Source organism: Massilia rubra, assembly GCF_011682065.1.
Lineage (GTDB): Bacteria > Pseudomonadota > Gammaproteobacteria > Burkholderiales > Burkholderiaceae_D > Telluria_A > Telluria_A rubra.
Genome location: NZ_VUYU01000013.1, coordinates 127,339 through 144,290, shown reverse-complemented (window position 1 = coordinate 144,290; position 16,952 = coordinate 127,339). Strand labels below are relative to the sequence as shown.

Annotated in this window: 13 protein-coding genes; 5 read left to right on the top strand and 8 right to left on the bottom strand. The window is 64.1% G+C overall.

The genetic code is table 11. The annotated features are described in order from the left end of the window. Positions 1–2: 2 nt before the first annotated feature. Positions 3–434 (bottom strand): type II toxin-antitoxin system RatA family toxin, encoded by a 432-nt coding sequence (locus F0185_RS19860; protein ID WP_166878796.1) that lies wholly within the window; start codon positions 432–434, stop codon positions 3–5. A 73-nt stretch (positions 435–507) separates the two neighbouring features. On the opposite strand from F0185_RS19860, the gene smpB reads away from it, so the two are divergent. Beyond that, on the top strand, positions 508–957 hold the full coding sequence (smpB, locus tag F0185_RS19855) for an SsrA-binding protein SmpB (RefSeq protein ID WP_054262876.1): 450 nt from the start codon (positions 508–510) through the stop codon (positions 955–957). 46 nt (positions 958–1,003) lie between these two features. Here the strand turns inward: smpB and F0185_RS19850 are convergent, their stop codons facing one another. Further along, complete coding sequence (locus F0185_RS19850; protein WP_167227309.1) at positions 1,004–2,200, bottom strand: multidrug effflux MFS transporter; 1,197 nt, start codon at positions 2,198–2,200, stop codon at positions 1,004–1,006. A gap of 105 nt (positions 2,201–2,305) precedes the next feature. Beyond that, positions 2,306–2,974, bottom strand: coding sequence for a signal peptidase I (gene lepB, locus F0185_RS19845; RefSeq protein ID WP_166884098.1), 669 nt, complete (start codon positions 2,972–2,974; stop codon positions 2,306–2,308). 95 nt (positions 2,975–3,069) lie between these two features. Here lepB and F0185_RS19840 point away from each other — a divergent pair, with 95 nt between their 5' ends. After that, positions 3,070–3,774 carry a hypothetical protein gene (locus F0185_RS19840; RefSeq protein WP_167227307.1) on the top strand — a complete coding sequence of 235 codons (705 nt, stop codon included), beginning with the start codon at positions 3,070–3,072 and terminating at the stop codon, positions 3,772–3,774. A gap of 89 nt (positions 3,775–3,863) precedes the next feature. On the opposite strand, the gene F0185_RS19835 is transcribed toward F0185_RS19840, so the two are convergent. From F0185_RS19835 to F0185_RS19820, 4 genes are all read right to left on the bottom strand, one after another. After that, entirely contained in the window at positions 3,864–4,658 is a 795-nt protein-coding gene (locus tag F0185_RS19835) for an SDR family oxidoreductase (protein ID WP_167227305.1), read from the bottom strand. An 8-nt stretch (positions 4,659–4,666) separates the two neighbouring features. Further along, positions 4,667–5,566, bottom strand: a complete 900-nt coding sequence (locus tag F0185_RS19830) for an SPFH domain-containing protein (RefSeq protein ID WP_370664038.1) — start codon at positions 5,564–5,566, stop codon at positions 4,667–4,669. Between the two features lie 51 nt (positions 5,567–5,617). After that, positions 5,618–6,055: an NfeD family protein gene (locus F0185_RS19825; RefSeq protein WP_167227301.1), complete on the bottom strand. Its 438-nt coding sequence runs from the start codon at positions 6,053–6,055 to the stop codon at positions 5,618–5,620. Between the two features lie 185 nt (positions 6,056–6,240). Beyond that, entirely contained in the window at positions 6,241–6,900 is a 660-nt protein-coding gene (locus F0185_RS19820) for an O-methyltransferase (RefSeq protein WP_167227299.1), read from the bottom strand. Positions 6,901–7,030: 130 nt separating this feature from the next. Between F0185_RS19820 and F0185_RS19815 the strand changes: the two genes are divergently transcribed. Continuing rightward, positions 7,031–7,663 carry a TetR/AcrR family transcriptional regulator gene (locus F0185_RS19815; protein ID WP_167227297.1) on the top strand — a complete coding sequence of 211 codons (633 nt, stop codon included), beginning with the start codon at positions 7,031–7,033 and terminating at the stop codon, positions 7,661–7,663. An 84-nt stretch (positions 7,664–7,747) separates the two neighbouring features. Here F0185_RS19815 and ppsA read toward each other — a convergent pair whose 3' ends face one another. Beyond that, positions 7,748–10,102 (bottom strand): phosphoenolpyruvate synthase, encoded by a 2,355-nt coding sequence (ppsA, locus tag F0185_RS19810; protein WP_229477103.1) that lies wholly within the window; start codon positions 10,100–10,102, stop codon positions 7,748–7,750. A 257-nt stretch (positions 10,103–10,359) separates the two neighbouring features. On the opposite strand from ppsA, the gene ppsR reads away from it, so the two are divergent. Both ppsR and F0185_RS19800 read left to right on the top strand, forming a co-directional pair. Further along, positions 10,360–11,208: a posphoenolpyruvate synthetase regulatory kinase/phosphorylase PpsR gene (gene ppsR / locus F0185_RS19805; protein ID WP_166878825.1), complete on the top strand. Its 849-nt coding sequence runs from the start codon at positions 10,360–10,362 to the stop codon at positions 11,206–11,208. A gap of 3 nt (positions 11,209–11,211) precedes the next feature. Next, positions 11,212–16,890, top strand: coding sequence for a DUF3320 domain-containing protein (locus F0185_RS19800; protein ID WP_167227294.1), 5,679 nt, complete (start codon positions 11,212–11,214; stop codon positions 16,888–16,890). Positions 16,891–16,952: the final 62 nt, after the last annotated feature.

Below are 16,952 nucleotides of genomic sequence, written 5' to 3'. Positions count from 1 at the left end.
AATCACCCATAGACCGTCTCGGCGCGCTTGCAGAACGAGTCGACCATGCTGTTGGCGATGACGCCGAACACCGGCCCGATCAATTGTTCGAGTATCATGCTTGAAAATTCGTAGTGCAGGTCGAATTCGACCTTGCAGGCATCGGCACGCAGCGCCTTGAAAGTCCAGGTGCCGTCCATGCACTTGAACGGGCCGTCGACCAGTTTCATTTTCATCTGGGTCGGCCGCGTGTTGATATTGCGGGTCGTGAAGCTTTGCTTCACACCGTGGAAGTGAATCGCCAGGCTGGCCGTCAGTGAGTCGTCGGTCCGCTCGATGAGCTTCACGCCGCCGCACCAGGGCAGGAATTTGGGATAATCTTCCACTTTGGCCACAAGGTCGAACATCTGTTCGGCGCTGTAAGCCAAAAATACTGTTTTGTGTACTACTGCCATTAATCAACCGTTTGCTATGATGTTGGGTATGTTGCATCAGTAGTTTAACCGAACCGCGCACTTTAGCCATTTCATGAGTATTGTTGACAATAAAAAAGCATTCCACGACTACTTCATCGAGGACCGTTACGAAGCCGGTATCGTGCTCGAAGGATGGGAAGTCAAGGCGATTCGCGATTCGCGCGTCCAGATCAAGGAGGCGTACGTGGTCGTACGCGGGGACGAACTGTTCCTGTTCGGCGCGCACATCAGCGCGCTCTCGACCGCGTCGTCATTTACCCACCCCGAAGCGGTGCGCACGCGCAAGCTGCTGCTGCACCGCGCCGAAGTCGATAAGCTGATCGGCAAGGTCGAGCGCTCCGGCTATACCCTGGTGCCGATCAACCTGCACTTCAAGGGTGGCCGCGTCAAGTGCGAGATTGGCCTTGCCAAAGGCAAGAAGCAGCACGACAAGCGCGCCACCGAGAAAGAACGCGACGGCAAGCGCGAGGTCGCCGCCGCCATGAAGACGCACAGCCGCTGACAGCCTGTCACACCGCCGTTACCGCCCCGGGCGGGAACGGCGGCGCTTACGCCACCCGCACCGCGGGCCGCGCCACCAGCAAACTCAAGCGCCAACACAAAAAGCTCAGCACCAGCGAGCCACCCACCCCGTACGCCAGATTCAGCGCGCTGTCGAACAGCAACGGCGCCAGCATGCCCGACACCAGCGCGAACGCCATCATCTGGATGAACGACATCATCGACGAGGCCAGGCCCCGGTTATCCGGAAACAGCGACAAGGCGCCCACCTGGATCGCCGGCATGGCCACCGCCAGGCCAAAGGTGTACACCGCCAGCGGCAGCACCGCCCACGGGATGGCGGCCACGAACAGCAGGTTGTAGCCGATGCTGATCACGCTCCCGGCCGCCATGATGCCGAAGCCGAGCCACATCATCTTTGCCGGGGAAATCCGCGCGGCCGCCTTGCCGCCCCACGCCGAACCGACCACCATGCCGCCGATCATCGGAATGAACAGCCACGCGAACGCGGTTTCCGGCAGGTGAAGAATATACATGACGAAATTGGCCGCCGACCCGATATACAGCGACAAACCGCTGAACGCCAGCCCGGCCGCCAGCGACAACAGCAGGAATTGCGGATGGCGCAGCACCTTCAGATAGTTTTTTGCGATCGCAAGGCCATGAAAAGCGTGGCGCTGCGCCTTGGGCAAGCTTTCCGGCAGACCGCGATACACGAGCAGCATCATCAAGGCGCCGAACATGGCCAGGAATACAAAGGTCGAGCGCCAGCCAAAGTGCACGTGCAGGTAGCCGCCCAGCACCGGGGCGATGGCCGGCGCCAGCCCGAACACCATCATGATGTGCGACATGATGCGCTGTGCATGCGCTTGGTCGTGCGAAAAACGGTCTTGCACGATGGCTTGCCCGATCACCGAGCCGGCTCCCGCCGCCAGCCCTTGCAGGGCGCGGCAGGCCAGCAGCACGCCGAAGCTGGGCGCGAACACCGCGCCCAGCGAGGCCAGCGTGTACACCGCCAGCGCGATCAGGATCACCGGGCGGCGCCCGAAGGAGTCCGACAAGGTGCCGTAGAACAGCATCATGAAAGCAAAGGTGAACAGGAACACGCTCAGCGTTTGCTGCACCGCCCCCGGGCCGACGGCAAATTCGCGCCCGATCGCCGGGATGGATGGCAAATAGGTATCGATGGCGAGGGCGCCGACCATCCCCAGGCAAGCCAGGATCACTGTTAACATACGCTGCATGCGGTAAAGCCTTATGTAAAGACGGCAGCGCACCATGCGGCCAACCGAGCCCGCAATTTTACCGGCATTCGTGAAAAGTTACCGGAGAGCCAGTAACAACACGGCTTACGGCATCTTCATGCCGAAGCGCTCCGTGCGCGGCATCCAGTTGCCGTCGATAGCGGCCGAGGCCAGGATGCGCTCGGCGCGCCCGATCAGCAGATGGCGCGGCACCATGCCCACCATGCGCGAATCGGCGCTGCGGTCGCGATTGTCGCCCAGCATCATGAACTGGTCCTTGGGTACGGTTACCGGTCCGAAGTTGCGCGGCGCCATCAGTTCCGGAATGACCTGGATGCGGCGCCGGTGGCCGGCGAAGGTTTCGTCGACGTTCTGGGCGGCGACCCGGGTGCCGTCGCCGAGCGGCTCGAGCGCCGTGCCGGCGGCGGCGTAACTGGCCGGCTGGCCATTGATAATGAGCTGCTCGTCACGCATTTCGACGATGTCGCCCGGCAGCGCGACCAGCCGCTTGATCAGGCGCGTGCCGTCCGCCGGCGAAGAAAACGTCACCACGTCGCCGCGCCGCGGCTCGCCGACGCGCGCCAGTACCACGTCGGTCAGGGGAATCTTGACGTTGTAGGCGAGGCGGTTGACGAAGACCACGTCGCCTTCGAGCAGGTTGGGCCGCATCGAGCCCGATGGAATCGGATTCCAGTCCGCGACCGCGGTCCGGAACAGTCCGAATAACAACAAAAACACCAGCCAACCCTTGTTCTCGCGCACCAGTTTTTTCATCTCAGCCTCCTGTGTAAGTGGTGAGCAAGTTATACGCGGCACGTCTTTAGCGATGCTTAACGCCGGCAGCGGCCTGACTGTTTGAGCAAGATTACTTGCGTAATAAAACCATTGCTGCCAGAATCTGCGACGCCACGCAGGCCCAAGCCCCTCGCGCTTCCACTTTCAGACATCCCATTATCCCGACCAGCATGCAGACACGTTCGCTTTACCTTACGCTCATCCTTGCCAGCCTGTGCAGCGGCGCCCACGCGGGCCTGTATAAATGCAAAGGTCCGAACAGCCACCCGATTTATCAGAACGCGCCGTGCCCGCCACCGGCCAGCGCCTACGCGAAAAAGATGCCGACCCTGGCCGAGCGCAATGCCTTGGTCAGGCAGCAAAAGCTGGCAGAGAAGAATGAGCGCTACGCCGACGACCGTCCCGGCGCGAACTGGGACCCGAGCCGCAAGCCGACCGCGTCGATGCCACCGCCGGTGCATGTCACGGCGCCAGTCCAGCCAGGCGTACAGGCGCAAGCAAAGCCGGCAGCCACCCAGAAAGCTGCGCCGGGAGGCTCCTCGAAAAGCGAGTATGAGCAAAAACTGGCTGCTGAGAAGCTGGAAGCCGACAATGCCAAAATCCGCGCCAGGAACAAGTCCATTGACTGCAACAACGAGCGCCAGCAATTGGCCGTCGTGAGGGATGGGCGCGGCGTTCATACCGTCGACAACAAGGGCAATCGCAATTTCATTTCGGACCCGCAGCGCGATGCCGCGATCACCGAAGCCGAACGGCGCGTCGCGCGCGCCTGCCGATAAGGCCGGCCCGCCCGCCCTGCATGATGAAAAGCACTCGGAAGAAAGACTAGCAATGTCGATGACGGGCGCCGGCATCAGCTCGCAAGTCCCTACAATTCCTTGACGGCCGCCAGCGCCATCCGCTCGACCAGGCCCGGCGCGACCAGCTTGAGAAAGCGCCCGGCCTTGCCCTTGGCCGTCATGACCACCTCGCGGCGGCGCCCCTCCATGCCCGCGATGATCAGGCGTGCGCATTCTTCCACCGACATCGCGCCCTCTTCCTTGAGCAAGCTTTTGCCCAGCTGCTGCCCAGCCGCGTTGTAACCGTGATGGCGGATCTGGGTGGCTACCACGCCCGGATAGGCGGTCGTCACGCTCACGCCCGCGCCCTTTAATTCGGTGCGCAAGGCTTCGAAAAAACCCGCCATGGCGAACTTGGTCGCCGCGTAGGCGGTGCGCCCCGGCACGCCGACCAGTCCCGCCAGCGACGACACCGCCACGATGCTCCCGCGCGACGCCTTCAGGTGCGCCAGGGCCGCATGCGTGCACCACACGCTGCCCCACAGGTTCACCCGCATCAGGTCTTCGTACCAGCCCAGGTCCTGCACGTCCTCGAACAAGGCGTGGGCCGAGCGCCCGGCATTATTGATCAAGGCGTCGATGCGGCCGAAGCGCGCCACCGCCGCGTCGATCAGGGCGATGCACTCGCCCTGCACCGATACATCGGTCGGCACCGCCAGCGTCTGCGCGCCGAGCGCCTGGCACTGCCCCGCCACCGCATCGAGCATGGCGCCATTGCGGGCGGCCAGCACCAGCGCCACGCCGGCGCCGTTGCGGGCGGCCAGCTGGCGCGCCATGTCGGCGCCGATGCCGTCCGAACTGCCGGTAATGACGATCACGCGCATGGCCGCTCCTATTTCTGGGTTTTCACGATCTGCATGGCGCTGGCGATCAAGCCGCTCATCTCGCCCAGGTTGGCCGGCACGATGATCGAATTGTTGGTCTTGGCCAGTTCCGAGAACGCGTGCACGTACTGCTCGGCCACCTTCAGGTTGACCGCATCCTGCCCGCCCGGCTCGCGGATGGCGGCCGCGATCTGGCGCAGCGCTTCGGCGTTCGCTTCGGCCAGCGCCACGATGGCCTTGGCCTGCCCTTCGGCGCGGTTGATCGAGGCCTGCTTCTCGCCTTCCGAGCGGGCGATGGCCGCTTCGCGCTCGCCGGTGGCGATGTTGATCTGCTCCTGCTTGCGCCCTTCCGAGGCCGCGATCAGCGCGCGTTTCTCGCGTTCGGCGGTAATCTGCGCCTGCATCGCGTGCAGGATTTCCTGCGGCGGGGTGAGGTCCTTGATTTCATAGCGCAGCACCTTGACGCCCCAGTTGGCGGCAGATTCGTCGATCGCGTTGACAATGGTGACGTTGATGTGATCGCGCTCTTCGAAGGTTTTATCGAGCTCCATCTTGCCGATCACCGAACGCAGGGTGGTCTGGGCCAGCTGGGTGATGGCCGCCAGGTAGTTCGACGAGCCGTACGAGGCGCGCATCGGATCGGTGATCTGGAAGTACAAAATGCCGTCCACCTGCAGCTGGGTGTTATCGCGCGTGATGCAGACCTGCGGCGGGACGTCGAGCGGAATTTCCTTGAGAATGTGCTTGTACGCGATGCGGTCGATGAACGGCACCACGATGGAGAGGCCCGGCACCAGGGTCTTGTGGTATTTGCCGAGGCGTTCGACCACCCAGGCGTGCTGCTGCGGCACCACGTTGACCGCCATGACGACGAACACCACCGCCGCGCCGAGAACGATGAGTGTCATTATTCCGAAACCTTCCATAGCCTGTTTCTCCTCTTTGTTGTTAGTTAGCTGTTAGTTAGCTGTTAGTTCGTTGTTGGCGACGATCAGGCGGCTGCCCTGCACTTCCACTATCCTGAAACTGCCCGCTTCAGCCAGTGCGCCGGGGCCGAGTTGCACATCCCAGGGCGCGCCGCGGTACATGACGCGCGCCTTGCCGTCGGTCCAGGTGGCGACGACGACGCTCTGGCCGATGTCCATGTTCACGTTCGGGTCGCGCGCGGCATCCTGGCGAGCGGGCGCGCCGAAGCGGCTGCGGTGCAGCAGCCCGGTGGCGATCACGCCGACCACGGCGGCGGTCAGGGCCTGGGCAGCGGTACTGTAGCCCATCAGCGCCGTGATCGCGCCGCACGCCACGCCGATGGCGATCATCAGCAGGTAGAAGGTGCCCGTGAAGAGCTCCAGCATTACCAGTGCGCCAGACAGCGCCAGCCACCAAGTCCAGTCAGCCATGACACTCCTCCAAGAGGGACTTCAAGTTAAAAAAAGCAAAAACCCCCGTGGCCCGGGATGGACGACGAGGGTGCGAATTTGTTGAAAAGTCGGTTTTTATAGTGGGTTCGTTGGATTGACTTTAATGCGCTTAGTCTAGCGGGTTCTGGGGAAGTGTCAACTACAGAATACCGCGCCTCGTCGCCTCAGCCCAGCTTGAGCGACACTTCCACATCGCCCGCAAACGGAACCGACAAAAAGCCGCTGCCGGGCGCGCGCACGTACGCCAGGTATTCCGGGCTGTGATCGGCGTTGTCGGCGATGACCAGGGCGCCCGGCCGCAAGCGTCCTTCCAGCAGCGCCAGCACGTCGCGGTACAGCGCCTTGGCGCCATCGAGCAGCAGCAGGTCGACCGAATCGGGCAGGCCGGCGGCCAGGGTGTGGAGCGCATCGCCTTCCCGGATCTCTACCAGATCGATCAGGCCGCCTTCAGTGAGGTGCTCGCGCGCCTTCGCCACCTTGGACGGCTCGAATTCGCTGGTGATCAGGCGCCCGCCGCCGTTGTCGCGCAGGGCGGCGGCCAGGTGCAGGGTCGAGATGCCGAAGGAGGTGCCGAATTCGACGATGGAGCGGGCGCGCGTGCTGCGCGCCAGCATGTAAAGCAAGGTGCCGGTGTCGCGCGAGACGGGCAGCCAGAGGTCCTTCAGGCGGCTGTACAACTCCACGTAACCGGTTTTGCTGAGCATGAGACGCTCGCGCTCTTCCTGCGACATGCTTGCCAGCGCGGGGCTGGTGGCCGATGCCGCTTGGGCGAACAGGCGCTCCAGCAAGGCCGGCAGCGGAGCGGTAGTCAATGTGTTGGTCATGATGGGTCCAATCCGAATGTGGACGCGCTCGGCGCCCGGTTAAGAAATGCGACTAGTTCGTCGTGTTGTTATAATATGAGGAATCAGTCACATTTTCTAATCGCATTTTTTTGCGCTTCCAGGGGTACCCATGAGCAAACGTCCGACCCCGCAAATCTCCTCGCGCAAGGCGCCCAAGCAGGCCCGTTCGACCGAACTCGTGTCGGCAATCCTGGAAGCGGCTGTTCAGGTTTTGGAGCAGGAAGGGGCGCCGCGGTTTACGACGGCGCGGGTGGCCGAGCGGGCGGGCGTGAGTATCGGCTCGGTGTACCAGTATTTCCCGAACAAGGCGGCCATCCTGTTCCGGCTGCAAGGCGACGAATGGCAGCAGACCACGGACATGCTGCGCACGATCCTGGAGGAGCGCGACAAGCCGGCGCCCGAACGGCTGCGCGCGCTGGTACACGCCTTCATCCGCTCCGAGTGCGAGGAAGCCGGCATGCGCGTGGCGCTGGGCGACGCGGCGCCGCTCTACCGCGATGCGCCGGAAGCGCAGGCGGCGAAGACTGCCGGGGGCAACATCTTCCAGGACTTCATGCAGGAGCTGCTGCCGCATGCCGCTCACGCCAGCCGCGCGCTGGCCTGCGACTTGGTCACCGCGACAATGAGTACCGTGGGGAAGGATTTTTCGGAAAGCCCTCGCACCTTGCCGGAAATCGCAGCCTATGCCGATGCCATGGCCGATATGTTCTGCGCGTACCTGGAGCGGCTGGCGCGGGCCTGAAACGAAAAACCCGTCGTTTCCGCAATTGACAGAAACGACGGGTTCGATGGTCGCACCGGCGCAGTCACGCCGGGTACCGATGTATTACAACGCGGCCAGCTTCTGCCAGGTATCGATCACCGAATCGGGATTCAAGGACATCGACTCGATGCCTTCGCCCATCAGCCATGCCGCAAAGTCCGGATGGTCGGACGGCCCCTGGCCGCAGATGCCGATGTACTTGCCCTGGTCGCGGCAAGCCTTGATCGCCATCGACAGCAGCGCCTTGACCGCCGGATCGCGCTCGTCGAAATCGGCCGCCAGCAGCGCCATGCCAGAATCGCGGTCCAGGCCCAGGGTCAGCTGGGTCAGGTCGTTGGAACCGATCGAGAAACCGTCGAAGTGCTGCAGGAACTCGTTAGCCAGGATCGCATTCGACGGCACTTCGCACATCATGATCAGGCGCAGGCCGTTTTCGCCGCGCTTGAGACCATTCTTGGCCAGCAGGTTGACCACTTTTTCGGCCTGGCCGAGGGTACGCACGAACGGCACCATGATCTCGACGTTGGTCAGGCCCATGTCGTTGCGCACGCGTTTCATGGCGGCGCATTCCATCTCGAACGACTCGGCAAAGTCCGGCGACAGGTAACGCGCGGCGCCACGGAAACCGAGCATCGGGTTTTCTTCATCCGGCTCGTAGCGCGAACCGCCGATCAGCTTCTTGTACTCGTTCGACTTGAAGTCGGACAGGCGCACGATGACCGGCTTCGGCCAGAAGGCGGCGGCAATCGTCGCAATCCCTTCGGCCAGCTTGTCGACGTAGAACGCCTTTGGCGAGGCATGCCCGCGCGCGACCGACTCCACCGCTTTTTTCAGGTCCGCATCGATGTTCGGATACTCGAGAATCGCTTTCGGGTGCACACCAATATTGTTATTGATGATGAACTCCAGGCGCGCCAGGCCCACGCCGCCGTTCGGAATCGACTGGAAGTCGAAGGCCAGCTGCGGGTTCCCGACGTTCATCATAATCTTGGTGGCGATTGGCGGCAGTTCGCCGCGCGCCACTTCCGACACTTCCGTTTCCAGCAAGCCGTCGTAGATCATGCCCTCGTCGCCTTCGGCGCAGGAGACGGTGACCAGCATGCCGTCTTTCAGTGTTTCGGTGGCGTCGCCGCAACCGACAACGGCCGGCACGCCCAGTTCGCGCGCGATGATCGCCGCGTGGCAGGTACGCCCGCCACGGTTGGTGACAATGGCCGATGCGCGCTTCATCACCGGTTCCCAGTTCGGGTCGGTCATGTCGGCCACCAGCACGTCGCCCGGCTGCACCCGTTCCATTTCGGACGGATCGTGAATCACGCGCACGCGGCCCGCGCCGATCTTCTGGCCGATGGCGCGGCCCTGCGCCAGCACCGTGCCGCTGCCTTTGAGCTTGAAGCGCTGCTGGGCGTCGGTGGCTTTTTGCTGCGACTTGACGGTCTCGGGACGCGCTTGCAGGATGTACAGTTTGCCGTCGCGGCCATCCTTGCCCCACTCGATGTCCATCGGACGGCCGTAGTGGTTTTCGATGATGACGGCGTACTTGGCCAGTTCCACCACTTCGGCGTCATTGAGCGAATAACGGTTGCGCATTTCGATCGGCACGTCGACGGTCTTGACCGAGCGGCCGGCCTTGGCCTCGCTGGTAAATTCCATCTTCACCAGCTTGGAGCCGATATTGCGGCGGATCACAGGCGACTTGCCCTGTTCCAGCATCGGTTTATGCACATAGAATTCGTCGGGATTGACCGCGCCCTGCACCACCGTCTCGCCCAGGCCATAGCTGGAGGTGACAAACACCACGTCCTTAAAACCCGATTCGGTATCGATGGTAAACATCACGCCGGCGGCGCCCAGGTCCGAGCGCACCATGCGCTGCACGCCGGCCGACAAGGCCACTTCGGCGTGGGTAAAGCCCTTGTGCACGCGGTAGGAAATGGCGCGGTCGTTGTACAGCGACGCGAACACGTGCTTCATCGCCTCCAAGACATTGTCGATCCCGACCACGTTCAAAAAACTCTCCTGCTGGCCGGCGAAAGACGCATCCGGCAAGTCTTCGGCGGTGGCCGAGGAACGCACGGCGAACGACATTTCGACTTCGGAATCGGCCACCAGGCGCGCGTAGAAGGTGCGGATTTCTTCTTCCAGGCGGGCCTGGAACGGCGTTTCGACGATCCACTTGCGGATCTCGGCGCCGGCGACGGCGAGCGAGCGCACGTCGTCGATGTTCAAGCCTTCGAGGCGGGTCGCGATACGGTCGCCCAGCGATGGGCCGCCGTCGACGCCGTGCGCCAGGAAGTCGCGGAAGGCGTCGGCCGTGGTGGCAAAGCCGCCCGGCACGCGCACGCCGGCGCCAGCCAGTTGGCTGATCATTTCACCGAGCGAAGCGTTTTTGCCGCCGACGGATTCGACATCCGTCATGCGCAATGTTTCGAACGATGCCACGTAGACGCCAGTGCGATCCGGTTCCTTCAATGCTGCGGTAGACAAGTTGGTCATAACAAACACCCTTACTGATAGTAGAAATCTGGTCGCAGGGCGGAACTGACTATGTTTTCTTGTTATTCTTGGGGCCGTGCCGCACAATTGATGCGTTGCAGAGCATTTTACAGCTTGCGCCGCGAATTTACAGCGCACAACTTGAAACATTGGCAGCACAGGAAGCCGACACGACAAATATGACCACAGAACCACGCCCACCCCTGCCCACCTCCGCCCGGACCGTGTTTTTCGTTTCCGACGGCACAGGTATTACCGCAGAGACATTCGGCCACGCCGTCCTCACCCAGTTCGAAATGCGTTTCCGCCAGGTACGCCTGCCGTTTATCGATACGCTCGACAAGGCGTACGACGCGGCGCGCAAGATCAACGAGGCCTTGACCACCGACGGCCAGCGGCCGATCGTGTTTTCGACCCTGGTCAAGCCCGACCTGTCGAACGTGATTCGGCAGTCGCGCGGCATGCATATGGACTTGATCCAGACTTTTGTTGCCCCACTGGAACAGGAACTGGGCGTCAAGTCGACCCACACCATCGGGCGCTCGCACAATATTGTCGACAGCCAAGAGTACAAGAACCGCATCGAAGCGATCAATTTCTCGCTGGCGCATGACGATGGGCAGTCGCACAAGAACCTGTCGGCCGCCGACGTGATTCTGGTGGGCGTGTCGCGCTCGGGCAAGACCCCGACCAGCTTGTACCTGGCGATGCAGTACGGCATCAAAGCGGCCAACTATCCGCTCATTCCCGACGATTTCGAGCGCGGCCGCCTGCCCTCGTCGCTGCCGCCGTTCCGCGACAAGATTTTTGGGTTGTCGATCACGCCGGAGCGCCTGTCCGAAATCCGCCATGAGCGGCGCGCCGGCAGCAAGTACGCGTCGATCGAGAATTGCCGCTACGAAGTCAACGAGGCCGAGCTGATGATGAAGCGCGAAGGCATCCGCTGGCTGTCGTCGACCACCAAGTCCATCGAGGAAATCGCCACCACCATTTTGCAGGAAATCAAACCGGATCGGCGCGAGTATTAATTCATGAGTGAAGCTGAAAGCAAGAAGATCGATCCCGTGACTGATGGCGTGGTCGAGGGCACGGCCGATGCTGCGCCCGAACCGGTGGCCGGCGCGGCGCCCGATGCGGCGCAGGAAAAGATCTCGGAATTCCTTGATCGCAACCTGAGCGCGCACGACAAGCTCGAGCGCGCGCGCATGGAGCTGCTCGACCTGTCGGCCCGCAACCGGCTGCTGAACATCCCGCGTTCGGCCAAGTCGACCCGCATCATCGACGTGATCGACGAGCGTTCGAGCGATATTTTCCGCATGCTGGTCACGGAAAACCGCGCGCTCACCTTCCTGCCCGGGCACAGCGCGGCCTTCGTGGCCACCGCGGCGCAGCTGGCCGAAGACGCCGGCGTGCTCGACGAACTGGCCCAGCCCGACGAGGAAGTCGATGAAAACGGCGTCATGCTGCGCCATAACGACACCAAGCTGCAGACCAAGCTGACCTCCAAGGGCCTGCAAAAGCGCCTGCTCGACCTGTACAACGACGCCCGCACCCTGGAAGAAGAACAGGGCGTCAATATCCTGTACCTCACGCTCGGCACCCTGAAATGGATCGACCCGGCCAACGCCAGGAACATCCGCTACGCGCCGCTGATCCTGATACCAGTCAGTCTCCAGCGCGGCAACGCGGCCGAACAGTTCAAGCTGCGCTGGCGCCAGGAAGAACTGTCGGCCAACCTCTCGCTCGAAGCGTTTTTGCACCGCGTGCACGGCATCACCCTGCCCGCCTTCGAGGCCGGCGACGACTTCAACCCCACCGCCTACATCAACGACGTCGCGCAGGCGATCGCCTCGAAAGAAAACTGGAAGGTGCTCGCCGACGACGTGGTGATGGGCTTTTTCTCGTTCGCCAAATTCCTGATGTACCGCGACCTCGATCCGTCGGTGTGGCCGGTGCAGCAAGGCCTGCTCGGCCAGCCGCTGATGCGCGGCCTGCTGTCGGACGGCTTTGGCAGCGACACCTTGACGATCCCGGACGGCACCCCGATCGACGCCGTCATCCCGCCCGCCGAACTGCTGCACATCGTCGACTGCGACAGCTCGCAGGCGCTGGCCGTGCACGACGTGCGCAGCGGGCGCAACCTGGTGATCCAGGGCCCGCCCGGCACCGGCAAGTCGCAAACGATTGCCAACATCATCGCCTCGGCGGTCGCCGATGGCAAGAGCGTGCTGTTCGTGGCCGAAAAAATGGCCGCGCTGGACGTGGTCAAGCGCCGGCTCGATCATGCCGGCGTGGGCGACGCCTGCCTCGAACTGCACAGCAACAAGGCCAACAAGCGCGTGCTGCTGGAAGAACTGCGCCGCACCGCCGACCTGGGCGCGCCGCGCGGCGAACTGCCCCCCACCCTCAACGCGCGCCTGCAACTGGCGCGCGACACCCTCAACGGCCATGCGGACCGCATGCACGCCGAGCATCCGGTGGCGCGCCTGACGCCCTACCAGGTGATCGGCCACATCACCGAACTGCAGCGCCAGCGCGTGGCGCCCTTGAACAACCCGTTCGACCAGCCCGAAACCTGGACCCCGGACGAACGCGCGCAGCGCTACCAACTGGTGAGCGAACTGGCGCAGCGCCTGGCCGAGATGGGCCTGCCCTCGCAGCACCCGTGGCGCGGCGTGCGCATGACGAATATCTCGCCGACCGAAATGGAGCGCCTCGCCCAACGCATCACGCGCGCCAGCAGCGGCTTGTCGGAACTGGCGGCCAGCCAGACCACCCTGGCCGCCGCGCTCGACATGGGCCCGCCCGACAGCTGCGCCGATTTTGCCCGCATCGCCGACATGGCGCAGCGGGTGGCCAGCGCGCCGCGCCTGTCGCGCCAGGCCTTGTCGTCGCCGGTGTGGACCACGCAGCGCGAAGACATGACCAACCTGGTGGAACAGGGCGCGCAATATGCGCAACTGGTCACCTTTTTGGAAGGCAAAGCCACGCCCGACGCCTGGCACCTCGACCTGAAACCGGTGCGTCACGCGCTGCGCCCCCTGCCGGCCGGCATGAGCGACGCCGCCTTCGGGCGCCTGGCGCGCCTGGCGGTGCAGTTGCCGACGCTGCTGCAAGACACCGAACGCCTGCGCGAACACCTGGGCGCCGCGGCGCGTACCGATACCCTGTCCGAAATCGGCAAGGCGCTGGTGCTGGGCCAGCGCATCGCCTGCGCGCCGGACGTCAGCGCCGAGGTATTGTCGGCCAGCGTCTGGGACCACGGCATCGAGCAGGCCGCCGACCTGGCCGAGGCGGTGGCCACCTTGCACGAGGCCCGCGCGTACCTGGCCGACAAGGTGCTCGACGAAGCCTGGGACACCGACCTGACCGGCGTGCGCCAGACACTGGCCATCCACGGCAGCAGCATGCTGCGCTTTTTGCGCGACGACTGGCGGCGCGCCAATGGCCTGATCAAATCGGTGCTGCGCAATCCGGACATTGAGCTGGTCAGCCAGATCGACATCCTGGACCGCCTCTCGGCCGGCCAGAAAACCATGCGCTTCTTGCGCGAGAACGACCAGCTGGGACGCACCGCCTTCGGCGGCGACTGGCGCGCCGAGCGCTCGTCGCCGGTGCCGCTGCGCGCCCTGGTGGCGTGGATGCGCACCCTGCGCGGCATGGGGCCGGAACCGCGCCTGATCGCCGCCAGCGTGAGCGACCGCCCTGCCCTCGGCGTGCGCGTGGACCACGTCCAGCGCTCGCTCGACAACACCTTGACCCTGCTGCGCGACTGCTGGAACGACTGCGGCGCGGCGATCCGCCACATGTTCCCCGACATCCTGACGGTGGAACATGCCAACCTGGCCGAAGTGGGCACCTTTGTCGTCGCCCTCGACGCGGCCCTGGGCACGGTGCGCAGCGCACTGGCGTTCCGGCCGGCCCATTTGTCCGACCTGCTGCCGGTGCTGGACGCCCTGATCACGGCGCAGCGCATCGCGGCCAGCATCGACGACGCGCGCGTGCTGGGCGAACAGGCGTTCGGCTCGCACTGGCAAGGCGCGGCCTCGGACTGGAGCTTTTTGATCGGCGCGGCGCAGTGGATCAATGCCAATCCGGCGCTGCCGGCGATGGTGGCGCGCCACGACGACCGCAACCTGCCCTTGCAGCGCGCGCTGGCGCTGGAACAGGGCTACATCACCTGGAACAACGAACTCGAAGGCTTGTTCGAAACGCTGTGCGCCGACGCCCAGTCGCTGTTCGGCGCCGACAGCGCGGCGCAGGTGCCGATTGCCGACCTGCTGGTGCGCTTTGCCGACTGGATCACCTACGCCGAGCAGTTGTCGCGCTGGGTCACCTGGCGCGAGCGCAGCGGCATGGCGCGTTTGATGGGCATGGCGCGCTTCGTCGACGAGATGGAAAGCGGCCGCCTCGCCACCGGCGCGGCCCCGGCCTCGTTCAACATGAGCTATTTCGAAGCGCTGTACGCATCCCAGGTGCGCGCCGAACCGGCCCTGGCCAGTTTCGACGGCCAGGTGCACGACAGCGAAGTGCAGCAGTTCGTGGAACTGGACCACCAGCGCATCCGCGCCGCCGGCCTGCAGGTGGCGCGTGCGCACTTCCAGCGCATTCCGCAAGGCGGCAGCGCGATCGGCCCGCTGGGCGTGCTGCGCGGCGAACTGGCGCGCCGGCGCGGCCACATGCCGATTCGCCAGTTGATGCTCAAGGCAGCGCCGGCGATCCAGGCGATCAAGCCGGTATTGATGATGAGCCCCTTGTCGGTGGCGCAGTTCCTGCCACCGGGCCTGCTCACCTTCGACCTGCTGGTGATGGATGAAGCAAGCCAGATCCAGCCGGTCGACGCCCTCGGCGCCATCGCGCGCTGCCGCCAGGTGGTGGTGGTGGGCGATGAACGCCAGCTGCCGCCGACGCGCTTTTTCGCCAAGCTGACCGACGACAATGCCAGCGAAGAGGAAACCGACGGCGGCGAAGCCCAGGTGTCCGACATCGAAAGCATTCTGGGGCTGTTTACCGCGCGCGGCCTGCCGCAGCGCATGCTGCGCTGGCACTACCGCAGCCGCCACCAGTCGCTGATCGCGGTATCGAACAGCCAGTTCTACGAGAACAAACTGTTCATCGTACCGAGTCCGTACACGCAGGAAGCGGGCATGGGCCTGTCGTTCACGCACGTGGCGGACGGCGTTTTCGACAGCGGCAACACCGGCACCAACGAGCAGGAAGCGAAGGCGGTGGCCGAGGCCATCATGCGGCACGCGCTGCAGTCGGCGCAGCATTCGCTGGGCGTGGCCACCTTCTCGGTGGCGCAGCGCAAGGCGATCGAAGACCAGCTGGAAGTGCTGCGGCGCGCCGACCAGCGCGCCGAGAGTTTTTTCCAGTCGCATCCGAGCGAGCCGTTTTTTATCAAGAACCTCGAAAACGTGCAGGGCGACGAGCGCGATGTAATCCTCATTTCGGTCGGTTACGGACGCAATGCCAACGGCACGGTGAACATGCGTTTCGGGCCGTTGAGCGCGGACGGCGGCGAACGACGCCTCAATGTGCTGATCAGCCGCGCCAAGCGCCGCTGCGAGGTGTTCGCGTCGATCACCGACGAAGACATCGACCTCGAACGCGGCAAGGGCAAGGGCGTGCAGGCCTTCAAACTGTTCCTGCGCTATGCGCGCACAGGGCAGCTGGGCATGGCCGTGCGCAGCGGGCGCGATTACGACAGCCTGTTCGAAGTCGAAGTTGCGAACGCACTCCAGGAGCGCGGCTTCGAGGTCCATCCGCAGGTAGGCATCGCCGGCTTCTTTATCGACCTGGCCATTCCCGACCCGGACCGTCCGGGGCGCTACCTGCTGGGGATCGAATGCGACGGCGCGGCGTATCACTCGTCGAGTTCCGCGCGCGATCGCGACCGCCTGCGCCAGGCGGTGCTGGAAGACCACGGCTGGATCATCCACCGCATCTGGAGCACCGACTGGTTCCAGCGCCCGCAGGAGCAATTACAGCGCACGATCGTCGCCATCAACGAAGCGCGCAAGACGCTCGACCTGCGCGCCGAAGAAAGCAAGAAGCTGCACAAACCGCCACCGCCGCAAGGGGTGCAGATCGAACGCGAGATCCTCACCGAAGTGGCGATCACGCCGGCCGAGGAAGCGCCGCAGCGCAGGAACCGCTATGTGGAAGCGGTGCTGGTCAAGCCGGGCGGCGACTACGAGTTGCACGACGCACCGCTGGATGTGCTGGTCGACCTGGTCGAGCAGATCGTCTACATCGAAGGGCCGGTGCACCTGGACGAAATCGTGGTCCGGCTGCGCAATACCTGGGGCTTGCAGCGGGTCGGCCCGCGCATGGCGGCGGCCACCGAGCGCGCGGTCGATGCGGCCGTGGCACAGGGACTGGTGGCGCGCCTGAACGGCTTTGTGTGGAAGCCGGGCAGCCCGGTGACGCCGCGCGACCGCACCTTTGTCGATTCGGAAGGGCTGCGCCGCGCGGACATGCTGCCGCCGAAAGAGATTGAGGTGGCCATCATCCAGGTGGTGGAACGCCACTTCGGCGCCAGCCAGGAAGAGATCGTGAAGGGGGTGCTGAAGATGTTCGGGTTTAAACCGATCCAGGGACCTTTGCGCGACGCGGTGCAGATGCGGCTCAATTTGATGGTGCGCGAAATGGTACTGGTGGCGAGCGGGCCGGTGCTGGTGCTGTCGGACCACGTGCGCTCGCTGTAGGGCGTGGACGCGCATGCGAATCGACAGCCGGAGAGCGAGACGGCAGCTGTGGTCACTGCGCG